The organism is Methylobacterium frigidaeris (assembly GCF_022179185.1).
In the GTDB taxonomy this organism is placed as follows: Bacteria; Pseudomonadota; Alphaproteobacteria; order Rhizobiales; family Beijerinckiaceae; genus Methylobacterium; species Methylobacterium frigidaeris.
In genome coordinates, this window is record NZ_BPQJ01000011.1 from 59,094 (window position 1) to 76,494 (window position 17,401).

General features: G+C 71.6%; 15 protein-coding genes. 6 read left to right on the plus strand and 9 right to left on the minus strand.

Annotation, left to right across the window (positions count from 1 at the left end; all coding sequences use genetic code 11):
* Entirely contained in the window at positions 1 to 627 is a 627-nt protein-coding gene (locus tag MFF64_RS13490) for a cyclic nucleotide-binding domain-containing protein (RefSeq protein WP_099898767.1), read from the plus strand.
* A 14-nt stretch (positions 628 to 641) separates the two neighbouring features.
* Here the strand turns inward: MFF64_RS13490 and MFF64_RS13495 are convergent, their stop codons facing one another.
* The 5 genes from MFF64_RS13495 to MFF64_RS13515 form a co-directional block, all read right to left on the minus strand.
* A complete protein-coding gene (locus MFF64_RS13495) occupies positions 642 to 3,104 on the minus strand; it encodes a PAS domain S-box protein (RefSeq protein WP_238191186.1) in 2,463 nt (820 codons plus the stop codon).
* A 28-nt stretch (positions 3,105 to 3,132) separates the two neighbouring features.
* Positions 3,133 to 3,786 (minus strand): chemotaxis protein CheX, encoded by a 654-nt coding sequence (locus MFF64_RS13500; protein ID WP_099898765.1) that lies wholly within the window; start codon positions 3,784 to 3,786, stop codon positions 3,133 to 3,135.
* On the minus strand, positions 3,783 to 4,193 hold the full coding sequence (locus tag MFF64_RS13505) for a response regulator transcription factor (protein ID WP_099898776.1): 411 nt from the start codon (positions 4,191 to 4,193) through the stop codon (positions 3,783 to 3,785). Before MFF64_RS13505 ends, MFF64_RS13500 begins: the two co-directional genes overlap by 4 nt.
* Positions 4,194 to 4,423: 230 nt before the next feature.
* Positions 4,424 to 6,475 (minus strand): L,D-transpeptidase family protein, encoded by a 2,052-nt coding sequence (locus MFF64_RS13510; RefSeq protein WP_099898763.1) that lies wholly within the window; start codon positions 6,473 to 6,475, stop codon positions 4,424 to 4,426.
* Positions 6,476 to 6,743: 268 nt separating this feature from the next.
* Entirely contained in the window at positions 6,744 to 8,231 is a 1,488-nt protein-coding gene (locus tag MFF64_RS13515; protein ID WP_238191188.1) for a sigma-54-dependent transcriptional regulator, read from the minus strand.
* A 326-nt stretch (positions 8,232 to 8,557) separates the two neighbouring features.
* Here MFF64_RS13515 and MFF64_RS13520 point away from each other — a divergent pair, with 326 nt between their 5' ends.
* Positions 8,558 to 10,426, plus strand: coding sequence for a M3 family oligoendopeptidase (locus tag MFF64_RS13520; protein ID WP_099898761.1), 1,869 nt, complete (start codon positions 8,558 to 8,560; stop codon positions 10,424 to 10,426).
* Between the two features lie 63 nt (positions 10,427 to 10,489).
* Here the strand turns inward: MFF64_RS13520 and MFF64_RS13525 are convergent, their stop codons facing one another.
* Both MFF64_RS13525 and MFF64_RS13530 read right to left on the minus strand, forming a co-directional pair.
* On the minus strand, positions 10,490 to 11,395 hold the full coding sequence (locus tag MFF64_RS13525) for a DMT family transporter (RefSeq protein ID WP_099898759.1): 906 nt from the start codon (positions 11,393 to 11,395) through the stop codon (positions 10,490 to 10,492).
* 10 nt (positions 11,396 to 11,405) lie between these two features.
* Positions 11,406 to 12,356 carry an alpha/beta hydrolase gene (locus tag MFF64_RS13530; RefSeq protein WP_099898757.1) on the minus strand — a complete coding sequence of 317 codons (951 nt, stop codon included), beginning with the start codon at positions 12,354 to 12,356 and terminating at the stop codon, positions 11,406 to 11,408.
* A gap of 269 nt (positions 12,357 to 12,625) precedes the next feature.
* Between MFF64_RS13530 and MFF64_RS13535 the strand changes: the two genes are divergently transcribed.
* The 4 genes from MFF64_RS13535 to MFF64_RS13550 all read left to right on the plus strand — a co-directional run bounded on the left by MFF64_RS13535 (position 12,626) and on the right by MFF64_RS13550 (position 15,742).
* Complete coding sequence (locus tag MFF64_RS13535; protein WP_099898755.1) at positions 12,626 to 12,991, plus strand: DUF6460 domain-containing protein; 366 nt, start codon at positions 12,626 to 12,628, stop codon at positions 12,989 to 12,991.
* A gap of 193 nt (positions 12,992 to 13,184) precedes the next feature.
* Complete coding sequence (locus tag MFF64_RS13540; protein ID WP_099898774.1) at positions 13,185 to 14,480, plus strand: MATE family efflux transporter; 1,296 nt, start codon at positions 13,185 to 13,187, stop codon at positions 14,478 to 14,480.
* Positions 14,477 to 14,884 carry a GFA family protein gene (locus MFF64_RS13545; protein WP_238191190.1) on the plus strand — a complete coding sequence of 136 codons (408 nt, stop codon included), beginning with the start codon at positions 14,477 to 14,479 and terminating at the stop codon, positions 14,882 to 14,884. Before MFF64_RS13540 ends, MFF64_RS13545 begins: the two co-directional genes overlap by 4 nt.
* A gap of 33 nt (positions 14,885 to 14,917) precedes the next feature.
* Entirely contained in the window at positions 14,918 to 15,742 is an 825-nt protein-coding gene (locus tag MFF64_RS13550) for a class I SAM-dependent methyltransferase (RefSeq protein ID WP_238191192.1), read from the plus strand.
* A 148-nt stretch (positions 15,743 to 15,890) separates the two neighbouring features.
* Here the strand turns inward: MFF64_RS13550 and MFF64_RS13555 are convergent, their stop codons facing one another.
* Complete coding sequence (locus MFF64_RS13555; protein ID WP_238191194.1) at positions 15,891 to 16,964, minus strand: quinone-dependent dihydroorotate dehydrogenase; 1,074 nt, start codon at positions 16,962 to 16,964, stop codon at positions 15,891 to 15,893.
* A gap of 2 nt (positions 16,965 to 16,966) precedes the next feature.
* Complete coding sequence (locus MFF64_RS13560; protein ID WP_238191196.1) at positions 16,967 to 17,314, minus strand: DUF952 domain-containing protein; 348 nt, start codon at positions 17,312 to 17,314, stop codon at positions 16,967 to 16,969.
* Positions 17,315 to 17,401 lie beyond the last annotated feature (87 nt).

Sequence of the window (17,401 nt, forward strand, 5' to 3'; positions counted from 1 at the left end):
ATGAACTGGGTCGAGGCGATCGGCTATCTCGGGACCGCGCTCACCATCGCGTCGACCGCGATGAGCACCATGATTCCGCTGCGGGTCGTCTCGATCCTCGCCAGCGTGGCGGTGATGACCTACGGGATCCTGACCGGCAGCATGCCGGTGGTGCTCACCGAGGCGATCCAGATCCCGTTCAATGCCTGGCGGCTCTACCAGATGGTCCGGCTGGTGCGCGACGTCGAGCGGGCGGCCGGGGGCGACCTCTCCCTCGACTGGCTCCGGCCCTTCGGCGAGTCCCGGCGCATCGCCGCCGGCGAGGTGCTGTTCCGCAAGGGCGACCCGGCCGCCGAGATGTTCCTGATCGAGGGCGGCCGCTTCCGCATCGAGGAACTCGGCCTCGAGATCCGGCCCGGCGCCATCGTGGGCGAGCTCGGCATGCTCTCGCCGGGCAACCTGCGCACCGGCACCCTGGTCTGCACCGAGCCCGGCGTCGTCCTCGGGGTGGCCTATTCGGACGTGAAGCAGCTCTACTACCAGAATCCGGAATTCGGCTTCTACTTCCTGAAGCTGACGAGCGAGCGCCTGTTCCAGACGGCGCAGGCCGCGCCCGACCGGGCGCGGGCCGGCACCGAGGTGATCTGAGGCGGCTTCGCGCCTCACCCCTCGATGATCGACCGGATCTTGGTCGCCAGGCCTTCCACCGGGAAGGGCTTGGTGATCATCTGCATGCCGGGGCCGAAATGCCCGTTGCCGAAGGCGGCGTTCTCGGCGTAGCCGGTCATGAACAGCACCTTCAGGCTCGGGCGCACCAGCCGGGCCTGGTCGGCGAGCTGGCGGCCGTTCAGGCCCGGCAGGCCGACATCGGTCACCAGCAGGTCGATGTGGGCGCCCGATTGCAGCAGGCGCAGGCCCGCCGGCCCGTCGCCGGCCTCGAGCGTGCGGTAGCCGAGCTCGTGCAGCACCTCGATCACCAGGGCGCGCACGGTCGAATCGTCCTCCACCACCAGCACCGTCTCGCCGCGCTCGGCCCGCGGCGCCTCGCCCCGCATCTCGGCGGCGGCTTCGATCTCGCCGTGGTAGCGCGGCAGGTAGAGCTTGACCGTCGTGCCCTGCCCGGGCTCCGAGTAGATCTTGACGTTGCCTTCGGACTGCTTGGCGAAGCCGTAGATCATCGACAGGCCGAGGCCCGTCCCCTGCCCGAGGGGCTTCGTGGTGAAGAACGGGTCGAAGGCGCGGGCGATCACGTCCGGCGGCATGCCGGTGCCGGTATCGGTCACGCTGACGAGGACATACTGCCCCGCCCGCACCCCGACGTCCCGCGAGACGTAGGCGTCGTCGAGATGGGCGTTGGCGGTCTCGATGGTGAGGCGCCCGCCCTCCGGCATCGCGTCGCGGGCGTTGATGGCGAGGTTGAGGATCGCGTTCTCGAGCTGGTTGGGGTCGCAGAGCGTCAGCCACAGCCCGCCCGCCACCACGACCTCCAGCTGCACCCGCTCGCCCAGCGTCCGGCGCATCAGCTCGTCCATCGAGCTCACCAGGCGGTTGGCGTCGACGGGCTTCGCCTCCAGCGGCTGGCGGCGCGAGAAGGCGAGGAGCCGGTGGGTCAGCGCCGCGGCGCGCTGGGCCGAGGCCATGGCGAGGCCGGCATAGCGGGTCAGGTTCTCGGTACGGCCCTCGTTGATGCGGGTCTGCATCAGGTCGAGGGAGCCGACGATGCCGGTGAGCAGGTTGTTGAAATCGTGGGCGATGCCCCCCGTGAGCTGGCCCACCGCCTCCATCTTCTGCGACTGGCGCAGCTGCTCCTCGGCCCGCTCGCGCTCGGCCACCGCCTCGCGCACCCGCGCCTCGAGGGTGTCGTTGAGCTCGCGCAGGGCCACCTCGGCCCGCTTCGCGTCGGTGACGTCGTAGATCACCCCGACATGGCGCAGGCCCGAGGTCTCGGTGTCGCGGATCGCCTCGCCGCGGCGCACCAGCCAGCGCACCTCGCCGGTATCGGCCAGCCGCACCCGGGTCTCGATCGGCGGCAGCTCGCCCTCGTGGCGCTGGTCGGGCGCCAGCAGCGGCGGGTCGCCCTCGACGACCAGCGCGTTGACGGCGCTCGCCGCCACGGTGCCGGCCGGCACCAGGCCGAGCAGGCTGCAGAATTGCGGCGAGGCCGTCACCGTGGCGAAGCCCGGCACGTGCTCGAAGGCGCCGACGCGGCCCGCCGACTGGGCGATGCGCAAGCGCTCCTCGACCCGCTTCTGCTCGGTGACCTCGACCAGCACCCCGGTGAAGCGGGCGGGCCGCCCGTCGGGGCCGAAATGGCAGCGGCCGCGGGCATGGACCCAGCGCACCAAGCCGTCCGGCGCGAGCAGGCGGTATTCCTTGTCGAACACCTCGGCCCCGCCGAGGATGCCGCTCACTGCGAGGCGTACCCGCAGGCGGTCGAGGGGGTGGATGCCGGTGAAGAAGGCGCTCGCCGGCAGCGCTCCGGGGCTCAACGGCACGGTGCCCGGCCGCGGCGGGGAACTGAGCCCGGTGAGCGCGGCGAAGCGCCCGTCGACGTGCAGGCGCTTGCCCAGGATGTCCCAGTCCCAGGTGCCGGCGATGCCGGCCGAGGAGAGGGTCAGGGAGAGCTGGCGCTGCGCCTCGGCCAGCCGGCGCTCGATGTCGGCGAGGCGCTCGCGCCCGGTCTCCGCCTCGTGGACATGCGACATGTCCACCTGGGAGGCGAAGAAGTTGACGAGGCGGCCGGTCTCGTCGCGGATCGGGCAGATCAGCAGCTGGTTCCAGAACCGGCTGCCGTCGCGGCGGTAGTTCAGGATCGTCACCCGGACCACGCGCTCCTCGCGCAGGCCCTCGCGGATCGCCGCCGTCGCGCCCGGGTCGGTGTCCGGCCCCTGCAGGAAGCGGCAGTTCCGCCCCAGCACCTCGGAGGCGTCGTAGCCGGTGAGCGTCAGGAAGGCCTGGTTGGCGAAGACGACCGGGTTGTCGGGGATCTGGGGGGCACTGATCAGCATCGGCTGGCGCGACTGCTCCAGCGCGGCCAGGAACGGCCCGGCGCGGGTCCGCGCCGCCGCGATGGCCGCGGCGAGTACCGCGGCCTGGCCCGCAGCGGTTTCGTCCGGCGCGCTCACGCCGCACTCCCGTCGCGACGGCGGGTCATCACGCGTCCAGGTCGCCGAGGGCGCGGGCGATGAACTCGTCCACCAGCATCCGCAGGTTCTCCAGCGACGGCAGGTCCATCAGCATCGCCAGGTAGCCGCGGATGTCGCGCTCGCTCACCGAGAAGTCGATGTAGAGGAACAGCACCAGGGCGTCCGCGCCCGGCGCCGCTTCGCCCGCGTCCATCCCGAAGATCCGCGGTCCGTCGCCGCGCACGATGCCGGGCAGCGACATGGTCAGCGTGCGCTGGAGCATGTTCGCCATAGTGGCGAGGCAGCCGTTCAGGATGATGTTGCCGGTCTCGGCGAGCGCCTCGTCCTCGAGGGCGGCGACCTCCTCGGGCGACAGGTCCTCGCCGGCGACGGCCCGGACCAGCTCGCGGCCGTTCTCCTGCGGGAAGATCAGCAGGGCGCGGCCCGCGAAGGCGCCCTCGAAATCCTGGTGCACCACCACGAGCGGCGCCGCCTCGCGCTCGCCGATCAGCCGCGCGGCGGCCTGGCGAGAGACGATCTCGACGGACGGTACCGAGAGCAGCACCTGGGTGCCGATCATCTGGCGCAGGCTCGCGGCGGCGCGGCTGACCCCGATATTGACGAGTTCGGTGAAGGCGTCCTGCTGCAGCTCGGTCAGGCCGATCGTCGCCTCATCGCTCATGGCGTATTGCTCCGGCGCAGGCGCAGGGTCGCGCCCGAGAGGAAGCCCGCGAGCGCATCGCCGGTGAGGGGTTTCGCCAGGAACGTCGCCTCGAGCTCACGGGCGCGGGCGATCACTTCGTCCTGGATATTGGCCGAGATCACCGCGATCGGCATGCCCGGCCGCTCCGCGCGCAACTCTTCCGCGAGGGCGAGCCCGTCCTTGCCCGGCATGTTGAAGTCGAGGAGCGCCACGTCGACCGGCCCGCCCGCCACCGCCTTGACGGCCTCGTCGGCATTGGCCGCCTCGCGCACCACCCAGTCCGGCCTGATCTGCCGCAGCAGCCGTACGGCGACGGCACGGGCGAGCTTGCTGTCGTCCACGACGAGGACGGTGACGGGCGTAGGAGCGGTCGGAGGCTGCGACATGACCAGCATCTAGGCGGTTTTGGCCGAAAGGGAAATGGAGAGTCGCGCCCTCTCGGCAGCCCTGCGCGACGAAGCTCGCCTCTGCCTACCGGGAGGTCGACTCGTCATAGCCGATATCCCGCCCGGACGCCCGCCCCGGTCGTGGTCGGCGGGGTGGCGTCGCCGATCCGGTCACCAGAACCGGGCGCAGCTCTTTTCCCGATCCGGGCCCGAGACGCGGGCGGTTCCCGCTACCACCACCCCCGCCGGATCGCCCCGGTCTCGCCGAAATAGTCCGGCGCCGGCTGCACCGAAACCGGTTCCCCGGGCTCGGTCGCGGTGGCGACCGGGCGGCGCGGGGCCGGCCGGGGCGCGGCCTGCTGCTGGGCGAGATCGCGGTGGGGGCGCGGGGCCGCGCCGGGAACCGCGCCCGGCGTCGCGGGGGGTTTGGGCGTCGCGACCTTCGGCTTGTGGCCGGCCTCGGGCGGCAGCGCCTCGGTCGAGAGGCCGAGCGCCACCTTCACCCGGGCATTGACGCCATAGAGGTCGGGCAGGCTGCGCAAGCCCCCGGTCGAATCCGCTTCCAGGGTGAAGTAGGCAAGGTGGACCGGCAGCTTCTCGGGCAGCATCACGGTGCGTTCGCCCTTGCCGATCAGCTTCTGCAGGCGCTCGGTGGGCCAGTGCGGCCCGAGCACCACCTGGGCGAAGCGGAACGGATCGTCGACGCGCACGCAGCCATGGCTCAGTGCCCGCTCGGAGCGGGAGAACAGGCTGCGGTTCGGCGTGTCGTGCAGGTAGACCGCGTGGTCGTTGGGGAACATGAACTTGATGAAGCCGAGCGCGTTGCGCTCGCCCGGCGGCTGGCGGATCGCGATGCTGTTGCCGCGCCGCACCACCTGGTAGCCGAGGCGCGCCGCGTAGTTCGGGTCACGGGCGAGGCCGGGGAGGAACTGGCTCTTCAGGATCGAGGGCGGCACCGTCCAGGACGGATTGACCACCGCGTAGGTCATCTCGCCGGAGAAGATCGGGGTCGGCGATTCGGGCTTGCCGACGATCGTGCGGGCTTCGTCGAGGACGCGGCCGTCGCGCACCACCCGCACCTTGAATTCGGGGATGTTGACGAAGACGTGGGTGCGGCCGAGATCCGCCGGCAGCCAGCGCCACCGCTCCATGTTGGCGAGGATGTCGGCTTCCTGCTTGCCCGGGGCCGGACCGGCGAGTGCCGCGACGGTGGCCGGATCGAGGACGCCGCTCGCCTTCATGCCGCGCTCGCGCTGGAAGCTCGCCACCGCCGTCGCCACGCCCTCGTCGTAGGCGGTGGCGTCCTGCGCGCCGCCGAGCCCGAAGCGGGCGCGGATCAGCGGCACCCGCGGGTCGCGCATGCCGGCCTTCAGCGCCGGCCCCTTCGGCAGGCGCACCATCGGCACGGCGCGGTTCGGCTGCTGGGCGCGCAGGGACGCGAGCTTCGCCTTGAGGGCAAGGTAGCCGGGCTGCCCCGGATTGTAGGCCTGGAGCAAGCCACCGGCGCTCGCGCCCGCCGGGGTGAGGCGGGTCAGCACCGCGTCGGCGGCCGGCAGGTCGAGCTTCGGGGTGATGAAGCGCGACAGGCGCGACGGCTCGATCCGCCCGCCTCGCGCATCGCGGGCGTAGAGCACAGCGGCGGCCGAGAGCTTCAGGTCGGCCTCGGCCCGGTCGGCCGGCTTGGCGTGGGGCGGGTCGAGGAGCGGGATCGGATAGGCGAGGGGGTCGAGCCCATCCTCGCCTGCAGCCTGCAACCGGGCGATCACCGCCTTGGCGGCATCGGTCCAGCCGGTGTCGGTGAGCCAGACCGCCTTGAAGGCGCCGAGCGCGTAGAAGGCCTGCATCGCCTCGCGCTGCTTCGTGTTGAGGCGGCGGATCAGGCTGAAATTCGGGTCCGCGAGGCGCGCCGCCACCACCTCGGCGACCGGGTCGCCGGGGGCGGGCGGGGGCAGGGCGGGGGCCGCGGCCTCCGCCGGGACGGGTGCGGCATCCGCGGGCGCCGGGGCCGTGCTGCCCGGGAGGGCCGCGGGCTGGACCGGGGCGGCCTCGGGCGGAACGGGCTGGGTCGAGGCGGAGGCAGGCTGCGGCGGATCGCCGGCTCCGGGGGCAGGGGCGTCCGGGATCGCGGTGATCGCGGGAGGCGGCGCCGCAGGCACGCCCGCCACCGGTCCCGGGGCGACGCCCTCGGCCCGCGCTGCCGGCAGGCCGGCCTGCGCCGCCAGCAGCACCGCGAGGGTCGCTGCCGCGCCCGCGTTCCGGCCGGTCCTGCGCCTGGGAGCCATGGTCCTCTCCTCGAAGCCGCGGCCGGCGAGAGCGGCCACGCTGGTCAATCTAAGCTAGTAAACACGTCGGCGCATGCCGTGCCATCGCACGGCAGCCACACTCCGATGACATGCAACCTTGGGCGTTCGCGGCGTGTTGTGGCGCACCACGACGGTGATCGCGCAGCGAGACCGGGAACGGTGACCGCTCTGCCCCGCTCGAGATCTGCCTGCCCAAAACCCGCTAAATGCGGTTTTCTTCGGACCGGACCCGGCGCGGACGCGAAGATCAGGCGGCGTCCTCGGTCTTCTCGTCGTCGAGGCCGAGTTCTTTCAACTTGCGATAGAGTGTCGAGCGGCCGATCCCGAGCCGGCGCGACACTTCCGACATCCGCCCGCGGTAGAATTGCAGGGCGTAGCGGATGATCTCGCCCTCCAGCCCCTCCATCGTCTTCATCTCGCCGGTCTCCTCGGCGACGAGGGACAGGGCGTGGGGATCGCGCACCTCGACCCGGACGATCTCCCGCACCGGGGCCGGCCCGGTGCCGGGCTCGGGCGCCGCCGGCGCAGGCGGAATGCGCACGTCGAAGCCCTGGACCTGGGCGGCGATCTGCGGGAACTCGGCCACGGTCAGCTCGTCGCCGTCAGCCAGGACCACGGCGCGAAACAGCGCGTTCTCGAGCTGGCGCACGTTGCCGGGCCAGTCGTACCGGGTGATCAGCGCCATCGCTTCCGGCGCGATGCCCCGCACCCGTTTGCCCTCTTCGGCCGCGAACCGGGCGCAGAACGAGCGGGCGAGGTCCGGGATGTCCTCGCGCCGGGCCCGCAGGGGCGGCAGGGTCATCGGGAAGACGTTGAGGCGGTAATACAGGTCCTCGCGGAAGCGGCCCTGCTTGACGAGGTCGAGGAGCGAGCGGTTCGTTGCCGAGACCAGTCGGATGTCGACCCGCACGCTCTTGCGCCCGCCGACCGGATCGACCTCGCCCTCCTGGAGCGCCCGCAGGAGCTTCACCTGCGCGTCGAGGGGCAGTTCGCCGATCTCGTCGAGGAACAGCGTGCCGCCCGAGGCCTCGACGAACTTGCCGAGATGCCGCTCGGTGGCGCCGGTGAACGCCCCCTTCTCGTGGCCGAACAGGGTCGATTCGACCAGGTTGTCGGGGATCGCCCCGCAATTGACCGTGACGAACGGCTTGCCGCGGCGATCGCCCGAGCCCTGGATCGCGCGGGCCAGCACCTCCTTGCCGACGCCGGATTCGCCCTCGATCAGCACCGGGATGTTCGATTTCGCCGCTCGCTCGGCGAGCCGCATCACCCGGGCCATGTCCGGGCTCTTCGAGGTCAGGTCGCGGAAGGTGAGGGCGCCGGAGGCCCTGCGGCGCATCCGCCGGATCTCGTCCTGGAGCTGGTCGACCTGGAGCGCGTTGCGGATCGAGACCTGCAGCCGCTCGGGACCGGCGGGCTTGACCACGAAATCGACCGCGCCTGCGCGCATGGCGTTGACCACGGCGTCGATCGATCCGTTCGCGGTCTGCACGATCACCGGGGTATCGATGCCGGCCTTGCGCAATTCGGCCAGCACTCCGAGCCCGTCGAGGCCGCCCGGCATCGCGAGGTCGAGGAGCACCACGTCGATGCTGGAATCGGGCGCCCGGATGGCGTCGAGGCCGGCCATCCCGCTCTCTGCCACCACGGCTTCGAACCCGAGGCGCCGCACCATGGCCTCCGCCAGCCGGCGCTGCACGGGATCGTCGTCGACGATGAGGACCGTGGTGGTCATCTGTTCTCCTCGGAGGATCGGCGCCGTCGGGCGCCGCCCTTGAAGCCTTCGTCGCGTCCGGCGGCCCGCCCCGTGGGCAGGCCGTCCGCGAATCACGCGGCTGTTTCGTTTCGAACCGCATGCTGCGTCACAACCGTAAAGTGGCCCTTAACGCCAACGAGAGGTTACCGGGCGGGAGACGTTGCCGAGAGAGCTTGGCGAGAGGCCTTGCGCCGCAATCGCCGCGGGCTCGGTTGATCGCGGGCCGGGCGGGGCCGATATGTCCCCCGCATCGCTCGCCAGAGATCGCTCGCGAGAGATCGCCTGGCCCAAGAGGAATATCGTCCATGCCGCTGAGTGTCGCCGCGCCGTCGGACAGCGCCCTGAGCACCGCCCAGGCCACGGCCCGCGCCGTCGATCTCGGGCCACTGCCGGAATGGGACCTGTCGGACCTCTATGCCGGCCTCGACGACCCGGCCTTCGCCGGCGACCTCGGCCACGCCGAGGCGGAGTGCCGCGGCTTCGCCGAGAGTTATCGCGGCCGCGTCAGGGAGCTGGTCTCCGGCGAGGGCGCATCCGACCGCCTCGGCACCGCGGTCGCCGCCTACGAGGCGATCGAGGATCGTCTCGGCCGGCTGATGTCCTATGCGGGCCTGGTGTACTCGGGCGACACCACCGACCCGGCGAGGGCGAAGTTCTACGGCGACACCCAGGAGCGGCTGACGAACGCGGCCAGCGACCTCCTGTTCTTCACCCTCGAACTTAACCGGGTCGAGGATGGCCTGATCGACGCGGCCGCCGCCCACCCGCCGCTCGCGCGCTACCGCCCCTGGCTCGAGGATATCCGCCGCGAGAAGCCGCACCAGCTCAGCGACGAGGCGGAAAAGCTCTTCCTCGAGAAGTCGGTGACCGGGCGTGCGGCCTGGAACCGGCTGTTCGACGAGACCATCGCGTCCTTGCGCTTTCCCCTGCGGGGCGAGGAGCTGACGCTGGAGCCGACGCTCAACAAGCTCCAGGACCCCGACGAGACCGTGCGCCGCGACGCGGCTGGCGCGCTGAGCACCGTGTTCCGGGCGAACCTGCGGGTGTTCACGCTGATCACTAACACGCTCGCCAAGGACAAGGAGATCTCCGACCGCTGGCGCGGCTTCACCGACGTGTCGGATGCCCGCCACCTCGCCAATCGGGTCGAGCGCGACACCGTCGAGGCGCTGGTCGCCGCCGTGCAGGCGGCCTATCCGCGCCTGTCGCATCGCTACTACAAGCTGAAGGCCCGGTGGTTCGGCCGCGACGACCTGGCCTACTGGGACCGCAACGCGCCGCTGCCGAAGGTCGAGCAGCGCACGATCCCCTGGGCCGAGGCGCGCGAGACCGTGCTGACGGCCTACGGCGCGTTCTCGCCGAAGATGGCCGAGATTGCCCGACGCTTCTTCGACGGCGGCTGGATCGATGCGCCGGTGCGCCCCGGCAAGGCGCCCGGCGCCTTCGCGCATCCGACCGTGCCCTCGGCCCATCCCTTCGTGCTCGTCAACTACCAGGGCAAGCCGCGGGATGTGATGACGCTCGCCCACGAGCTCGGCCACGGCGTGCACCAGGTGCTGGCGGGCCCCAACGGCGCGCTCATGGCCCCAACGCCTCTGACGCTCGCCGAGACCGCCAGCGTGTTCGGCGAGATGCTGACCTTCCGCCGGGTGCTGGAGGCCACCACCGACCCGGTGCAGCGCCGGGCGATGCTCGCCGCCAAGGTCGAGGACATGATCAACACGGTGGTGCGCCAGATCGCGTTCTACGCCTTCGAGCGCAAGGTCCACCTCGCCCGCCGCGAGGGCGAGCTGACCGCCGATAAGATCAACGCCCTGTGGATGTCGGTGCAGGCGGAGAGCCTCGGGCCGGCGATCCGCCTCGACGAGGGCTACGAGCCGTACTGGGCCTACATCCCGCACTTCATCCACTCGCCTTTCTACGTCTACGCCTACGCTTTCGGCGATTGCCTGGTGAACTCGCTCTACGGCGTCTACCAGCGGGCGAGCGGCGACCCGGCGGAGGAGGCGGCCTTCGTCGAGCGCTACTTCGCGCTGCTCTCGGCCGGCGGCAGCAAGCCCTACGGCGAGCTGCTGGCGCCGTTCGGGCTGGATGCCCGCGACCCGGCCTTCTGGCAGATCGGCCTGTCGATGATCGAGGGCATGATCGCGGAGCTGGAGGCGATGGAGGCGTGAGGCACTGACAGGAAGGAGGCCGGTGCAGGGTGGTGCTCCGGCCGCTTCCTCAGTGGAAGCGGGTCACGCCGTCTTGCGGCGCCCGGACATCTCCGCCACCGCGATCCCGCCGAGCACCAGGGCGAGGGCCGCCGCCTCGACGAGGCCGAAGGGCTCGCCCACCAGCCCCACCGCCAGGATCGCCCCGAAGGCCGGGACCAGGTTGTTGAACAGGCCGGCGCGGTTCGGCCCGATCGTCTCGACCCCGCGCATGTAGGCGAGCTGCGCGACCAGCGACGGCCCGAGCGCCGTGAAGGCGATCAGCGCCCAGCCGGCGGCGCCGGGCCAGAGGACGCGGCCGCTCGCCCACTCGCCGAGGAGCAGCGGCACCGAGGTCGCCCAGGCGGCGATCGCCATCGCGGCGAAGAACGCCAGGCCCGGCACGGCCGGCCGCAAGGGGAGGGCGATGGTGTAGCCGGCGTAGAACAGGCAGGCCAGCAGCACCAGGAGGTCGCCGCGATTGACGTCGAGGGCGCGCAGCCGCGCGAGGTCGCCGTGGCTCGCCACCAGCACCACTCCCGCGAGCGTGATGGCGGCGCCGACGAGCTGGCCGCCCCGCACCGCGACGCCGCGGACGACGAAGTTGAGCAGGAGCACCAGGACCGGGATCGTGCCCTCGATCAGGGACAGGTTGACGGCGCTCGTCAGTGCGCCCGCCTCGTAGGTCAGCGCGTTGAAGCCGGTATAGCCGACGCCGCCCATGAGCAGGATCAGCGGCCAGTGCGCCAGCAGGGCGCGCCGGTGCGCCCAGGTCTCGCGCCCGGCGAGGAGCGCGATCGCCGTGAGGGCGATCGACCAGCGCAGGGCGACGAGCGCCTGCGGCGAGACGAGGCCGACCGCGACCTTGCTCGCCACCGCGTTGCCGGCCCAGAGCAGGGTCGCAAAAGCCAGGAGCGCGTAGGCCGTCGCGGCCGAAGGACCGCTCCTCAAGTCTCGCCCTTCACGCCAAGGCCATCAGGAAGCGCTCGATCAGCTCCAGGGCCCGCTGGGTCATGGCGAGGTTGTAGCGGATGAAGACGTGGCAGCCGCCGGTATAGACCGAGGTGTAGCCGCCGTTGTTGGCCGCGGCCCAGCGCATCGACATGAACAGCGTGTCGTCGAGGAGCGGGTCGCGGGTGCCGACCGAGAACAGGGCCGGCGGCAAGCCGGCGAGGTCGGCGTAGAGCGGCGACACGTCCGGCGAGCGCCGGGCGACGCCCTCCGGCACGAAGCCGTCGGCGAAGCGGCGGATGTCGGTGGAGTTGAGGACCAGTCGCTCGTCACCCCAGTTGCGAGCGCTCGCGGTGACGCCGAGGTCGTAGAGGCCGGAGAACAGGTTGGCGCCGCGAAACGCCTTGGGCAGCCGGTGACGGTCGCGCAGGCGCAGGAGCGTCATCACGCTCAGATGCGCACCGACCGATTCGCCCCCGATGGTCAGCGCCTCGACCCCGAACAGCTTGCGGCCCTCGTGGTAGAGCCAGAGCGCCGCCGCCTCGCAATCGTCGATCGGGGCCGGATAGGGGTGCTCGGGCGCCAGCCGGTACTCGACCGAGACGCAGACGAAGCCGCAGCGCTCGGCGATGCGCTCAAGCCAGGGATCCTGCTCGTCGGCCCCGCCCCAGACCCAGCCGCCGGAATGGATGTGCAGGTAGGCGCCGCGGGCCTTCCGCTGCGGCCGGATCACCCGCAGGGCGAGCGGCCCGCCGGGCCCCGGAATCGTGATCGTCTCGGCCCGGGCGCTGCGGGGCATCGCCGGATAGGCGAGGCTGCCGCGCCGGCGGCGCTCGCGCACCTCAGCCACCGGCATGGACCACGGGTCCGGCGCCTGGGCCTGGGCGGCGATGATCTCCCGGTTCAGCCGCTCGGCGTCGGGGTCGGTTTTCGCCGGGTCGAAGATCGCGTGGTCGATCATGCTCGGGGTATCAATCTCGCGGCGCTGCGCCGCCGGCCTGGCGGCGGCGGAGCGTCTCGGGGTTGCGGGCGGGCCACCGTCCTGCCCGGTGTGGCACAGCGGGCATCTTGGGATAATCCGCGAAGGTTGCCATCTCAGGTCCGGATTGCCAAACGGTGCAATGCGCCGGGCCGCGCCGGGTTTCATCCGGGGTGTGGCAATCCCGCAACGCTTTGTTGCGTGTCGCAACGGTTGACCGCATGTCCGCAACGGCAGGGTCGCGAGGAAGCATGAGCGAGCAGAGATTCCAACGCCCCTTCGGGCAGGGACCGCGCGGGCAGGATCCCTACGGCCAAGGGCCCGGCTACGATCCGGGATACCGCGAAGACCGGCCGTCGAACCTGCACCGCTTCCTCGGCGGCTCGCCGGGGGCGGTGCTGGTGCGGCTGGTGTTCCTGTCGCTCCTCGTCGGCGCCGGCATGGCGATGATGGGGGTGACGCCCGGGCTGCTGTTCGCCCAGGCCTACGACACGATCCACTCGCTGATCGCACTGGGCTTCGACACCTTCCACGATGCCGGCCGCTGGTTCGTCGCCGGCGCCGTGGTGGTGGTGCCGCTCTGGCTCCTGTCGCGGGTCTTCGCCCGCGGCCGGTAGAGCGACGACCCGCGATGCACCCCGCCGCCCCGAGCCTGCACGGCGCGGAGCAGATTTCGCAAAAGTGGTAGCCGGTTTGCGACAGAAATCTGCGACAAATCAAGAAGCTGAGCGGACGACGTGTTGGCCTGCCGACGCAAGTCTGCTTGGCCTGGAGGTCACGCACCGCCGCATCCTCGCGCTCGCCGTGCCGATGACGCTCGCCAACGTCACGACGCCGCTCCTCGGCCTCGTCGGGACGGCGGCGGTGGGACGGCTCGGCGACGCGGCCTTGCTCGGGGCACTGGCGCTCGGGGCGGTGGTCTTCGATTACCTGTTCTGGACTTTCGGGGCCCTGCGCATGGCCACGGCCGGCCTCACCGCGCAGGCGACCGGGGCCGGCGACCGGTCCGAGATCGACCGCACCCTCGCCCGGGCGCTGGCAGTGGCGCTCGCGGTCGGTCTCGTCATGGTAGCGTTGCAGGGGCCGCTCGGGGCGGCGGCCCTGCGGCTGTTCGGCGCCAGCCCGGCGGTGAACGCGGCGCTCGCCGGCTACGTCGCCGTGCGGATCTGGTGCGCGCCGTTCACGCTCGCGAACTACGCCATCCTCGGCTCGACCCTCGGACGCGGCCGCACCGATCTCGGGCTCGGCCTGCAGGTGGCGATCAACGCCGTCAACGTCGCCCTCACCCTCCTGTTCGTCCTCGGCCTCGGATACGGCGTCGCGGGCGCGGCGTTCGCCACATTGCTGGCGGAGGTCGCCGGCACCGGCCTGGGGCTCTTCGTGCTGCACCGCCTCGGTTCCAGGCCCTGGCGCGTGCCCGTTCCCGAGATCGTCGAGCGCCAGGGTCTCATCCGGATGCTGTCGGTCAACGGTGACGTGATGGTGCGCACGCTGGCGCTCATCACCGCGCTGGCCCTGTTCACCGGGCTCAGCGCCCGGGCCGGCGACGTGACGCTCGCGGCCAATGCCGTGCTGCAGAACCTCTTCCTGATCGGCAGCTTCTTCCTCGACGGTTTCGCCACCGCCGCGGAGGTCCTGTGCGGGCAGGCGCTCGGCGCCCGCCACGAGGGGGCCTTCCGGGGTGCGGTACGCCTCAGCTTAAGCTGGTGCCTCGGCTTCGCGCTCGCGGTCTCCGGCCTCTTCCTCGCCATCGGCGGCCCGTTCATCGACGCGGTCACCACGGCGCCGGAGGTGCGGGCCTTCGCCCGCGACTCCCTCGTCTACGCCGCCCTGACGCCGCTCGCGGCGGCCGCCGCCTTCGCGTTCGACGGCGTCTATATCGGGGCGACCTGGACCCGGGCGATGCGCAACCTGATGCTGGCGGCGCTCGCCGTCGATGTCGCGATGCTGGCGACGACGCGAGGGCTCGGCAATGCCGGCCTGTGGCTGGCCATGCTGACCTTCCTGGCAGCCCGCGGCCTCGGCCAGGCGCTGCTCTATCCGCGGCTCGCGGCCGGCGCCTTCCCGCATCCGCGGGTCCGCACCCTGACGGAGGCGATACGATGAGCACGGGCGCGATGATCTCGGGCGGATGCCGGTGCGGCGCAGTGCGCTACGAGGCGCAAGGCGAGCCCTGGAACGTCACCGTCTGCCACTGTACCGATTGCCGCGGCGCCACCGGCGCGCCGATGGTCGGCTGGCTCACCGTGCGGCAGGAGTCCTGCCGCTTCACCGCGGCCCCGGCCTGGTTCCGCTCCAGCCCGCGGGCCGAGCGCGCCTTCTGCCCGTCCTGCGGCACGCCGCTCGCCTACCGGGCCGACGACCTGCCCGAGGAGATCGACCTCACCCTGGCGAGCCTCGACGATCCGGAGCGCTACCCCCCGCGCGACCATGTCTGGGTCTCGCGCCGCCTGTCCTGGGTCACCCTGCCGCCCGGGCTGCCGGCCTATCCGCAGGCGCGCGGGTCTTAACCTTCCGATTTCCGCCGCACGAGACGACCCCGCATGACGATGGCGGACCCGACCGCTCACCGCGAGACCGACGCGCCGTACTTGGCCCCCCGCGCGGTCGACGATCCGGCGACCTGCACCTTCAATCACACCATCGACCTGCCCGGGCACGGCACGGTGACGGGGGCCTGGGACCTGAGGCCTGCGCTCGACGATTACCTCGGTCACGTCGCTGTGGCGGGCAAGCGCGTGCTCGATTTCGGCGCCACCAGCGGCTTCCTCGGCTTCGCCATGGAGGCGCGCGGCGCCGAGGTGGTGTCCTACGACTTCGCTGGCGAGGCGTGCTGGGAGATGGTGCCGTACCCGGATTTCGAGCGCGCCGTGATCGCGCCGGAGATCCGCAACCACCTGCGCCGGTTCGAGAACGCCTATTGGTATTCCCACGCCGCCCTCGGCTCGCGGGCGCGGCGGGCCGGGGGCTCGCTCTACGAGGTGCCGGAGGCGATCGACCCCGTCGACGTCGCGGTGCTCGGCAACGCGCTGGCGCGCCTGCGCGACCCGTTCCGGGCCCTCCATGGCGCCCTGCGTCTCACCCGCGAGACCGTGGTGGTGACCGAGATGCTGCCGAAATCGCTGCAATTCCTGCGCTACCTGCCGCGCAGCCTCGGCCTGCCGCTGTTCCTCCTGCCCCGCAGCGACCAGCGGATCCGCTTCGATGCCTGGTGGACCATCGCCCCGACCACGATGCAGGAACTCCTGGCGATCCTGGGCTTCGGCGAATCGGCGGTGACCTATCACCGCCAGTCGCTGCTTGGGCAGAAGCGGCTCTGCTACACGGTGGTCGCGCGGCGCACCGAGCCGACGAATCCGGAATTGTGAGAGTTTTCGCGAGCGATGCGGGACACGTGCCCGAACCCTCTCCCGTCCCAAGTCGGGCTTGCCCGTCTTGAGCACAGGGGTGCGGAACTCGGGGAAGCCCGAGTTCGGGGGGGAGGGCTCCGCTTGAGCCGTCCCGGATGTCAGCGTCTCACGCCGAGTGCGCCAGTTCCGCCGCGTCGCGCCCGACGACCGCGGCAAGGCTCTGGATCCCCTCCGCCTCCATCCGGCGCACCAGCCCCGCCTTGATCTCCCCGATGAGGCCGGGACCCGCATAGACCAGCGCCGAGTAGAGCTGGACCAGGCTGGCGCCGGCCCGGATCTTGGTCCAGGCGGCCTCCGCCGAATCGACGCCGCCGACGCCGATCAGCGGCAGGTCGGTTCCGACCCGCAGATAGGTCTCGGCGAGCAACCGGGTCGAGGCCGAGAAGAGCGGCCGGCCGGACAGGCCGCCGGTCTCTCCCTTCGCCGCCCCGACCAGGCTCGCCGGCCGCGCCACGGTGGTGTTGGAGACGACGAGGGCGTCGACGCCGCGGCGCCGCGCGGTGGCGGTCATCGCGTCGAGGCCGTCGAGGCCGATATCGGGAGCGATCTTGAGGAGGATCGCCGTGCCCGCTCCGGATTCGTCGCGGGCCGCGACCACCCGGGCGAGCAGATCGTCGAGGAACGCCTCGCCCTGGAGGTCGCGCAGGCCCGGGGTATTGGGCGAGGAGACGTTGACGGTGATGAAGTCGACGAGGCTTGCGAGGCCCTTCGTGCAGGCGACGTAGTCGGAGAGGCGATCGGCCGAGTCCTTGTTCGCCCCGATATTGACCCCGACGATCCCCGGCCGGTCGCGGCGGGCCGCGAGACGGGCGCGCACCACCGCCAGCCCCTCGCTGTTGAGGCCGAACCGGTTGATGACCGCCCCGTCCTCCGGCAGCCGGAAGACCCGCGGGCGCGGGTTGCCCGGCTGCGGCCGCGGCACCACGCCGCCGACCTCGACGAAACCGAATCCGAGCCCGAGCAGTGCGTCCGGCGCCCGCGCACCCTTGTCGAACCCCGCCGCGAGACCAACCGGGTTGGGAAAGGACCGGGATATAACGGTTACGCAGAGACGGGGGTCGTCGGCCGCCCGATGACCTACAGGAAGCCGCGCGAGTGCCCCAACGGTCAAGGTGTGAGCGGTCTCGGGGTCGAGGGCGTGCAACAGGGGACGGACGAATGGAAAGACGGCCGAGAGCAAGATCAACCTCTTGTGAAATCTGGAAAAATATGAACCCCGCCGGGCCCGGTCGGCAGCGGCGCGACGTGACGGACGGCGGAGAGCGGCAGCGGGCCGTAGAGGTGGGGAAACAGGGCGCCGCCGCGGGACGGCTCGTAGCGCAGGGCTTCCCCCAGCGCCTCCGCGTCGACCGCGATCAGGAGAAGATTGTCCTGTCCAGAGAAGTGCTTGGCGGCCGTCTCGGGAGTCTGCGCGGCGGTCGAGAAATGGATGAAGCCATCCGCCAGATCGACCGGCGCACCGTCGAACCGGCCAGCCGCCTCGGCTTCACGCCACAGGGCCTCCGGGCATATCTTGTAGATGAGGGTCATGGACGCCGCGGGCCTTCTCGACGGGGTGCGGGCGAGCGATAGCCGCCTCGGGACGAACCGGCAACGCCCGTTGCCTTTCGGTGAGGC

Coding starts and splice junctions, on each gene's coding strand:
- MFF64_RS13490 (WP_099898767.1), top strand. CDS start 1: ATGAACTGGGTCGAGGCGATCGGCTATCTCGGGACCGCGCTCACCATC.
- MFF64_RS13500 (WP_099898765.1), bottom strand. CDS start 3,786: ATGAGCGATGAGGCGACGATCGGCCTGACCGAGCTGCAGCAGGACGCC.
- MFF64_RS13505 (WP_099898776.1), bottom strand. CDS start 4,193: ATGTCGCAGCCTCCGACCGCTCCTACGCCCGTCACCGTCCTCGTCGTG.
- MFF64_RS13510 (WP_099898763.1), bottom strand. CDS start 6,475: ATGGCTCCCAGGCGCAGGACCGGCCGGAACGCGGGCGCGGCAGCGACC.
- MFF64_RS13515 (WP_238191188.1), bottom strand. CDS start 8,231: ATGACCACCACGGTCCTCATCGTCGACGACGATCCCGTGCAGCGCCGG.
- MFF64_RS13520 (WP_099898761.1), top strand. CDS start 8,558: ATGCCGCTGAGTGTCGCCGCGCCGTCGGACAGCGCCCTGAGCACCGCC.
- MFF64_RS13530 (WP_099898757.1), bottom strand. CDS start 12,356: ATGATCGACCACGCGATCTTCGACCCGGCGAAAACCGACCCCGACGCC.
- MFF64_RS13535 (WP_099898755.1), top strand. CDS start 12,626: ATGAGCGAGCAGAGATTCCAACGCCCCTTCGGGCAGGGACCGCGCGGG.
- MFF64_RS13540 (WP_099898774.1), top strand. CDS start 13,185: ATGACGCTCGCCAACGTCACGACGCCGCTCCTCGGCCTCGTCGGGACG.
- MFF64_RS13545 (WP_238191190.1), top strand. CDS start 14,477: ATGAGCACGGGCGCGATGATCTCGGGCGGATGCCGGTGCGGCGCAGTG.
- MFF64_RS13550 (WP_238191192.1), top strand. CDS start 14,918: ATGACGATGGCGGACCCGACCGCTCACCGCGAGACCGACGCGCCGTAC.
- MFF64_RS13560 (WP_238191196.1), bottom strand. CDS start 17,314: ATGACCCTCATCTACAAGATATGCCCGGAGGCCCTGTGGCGTGAAGCC.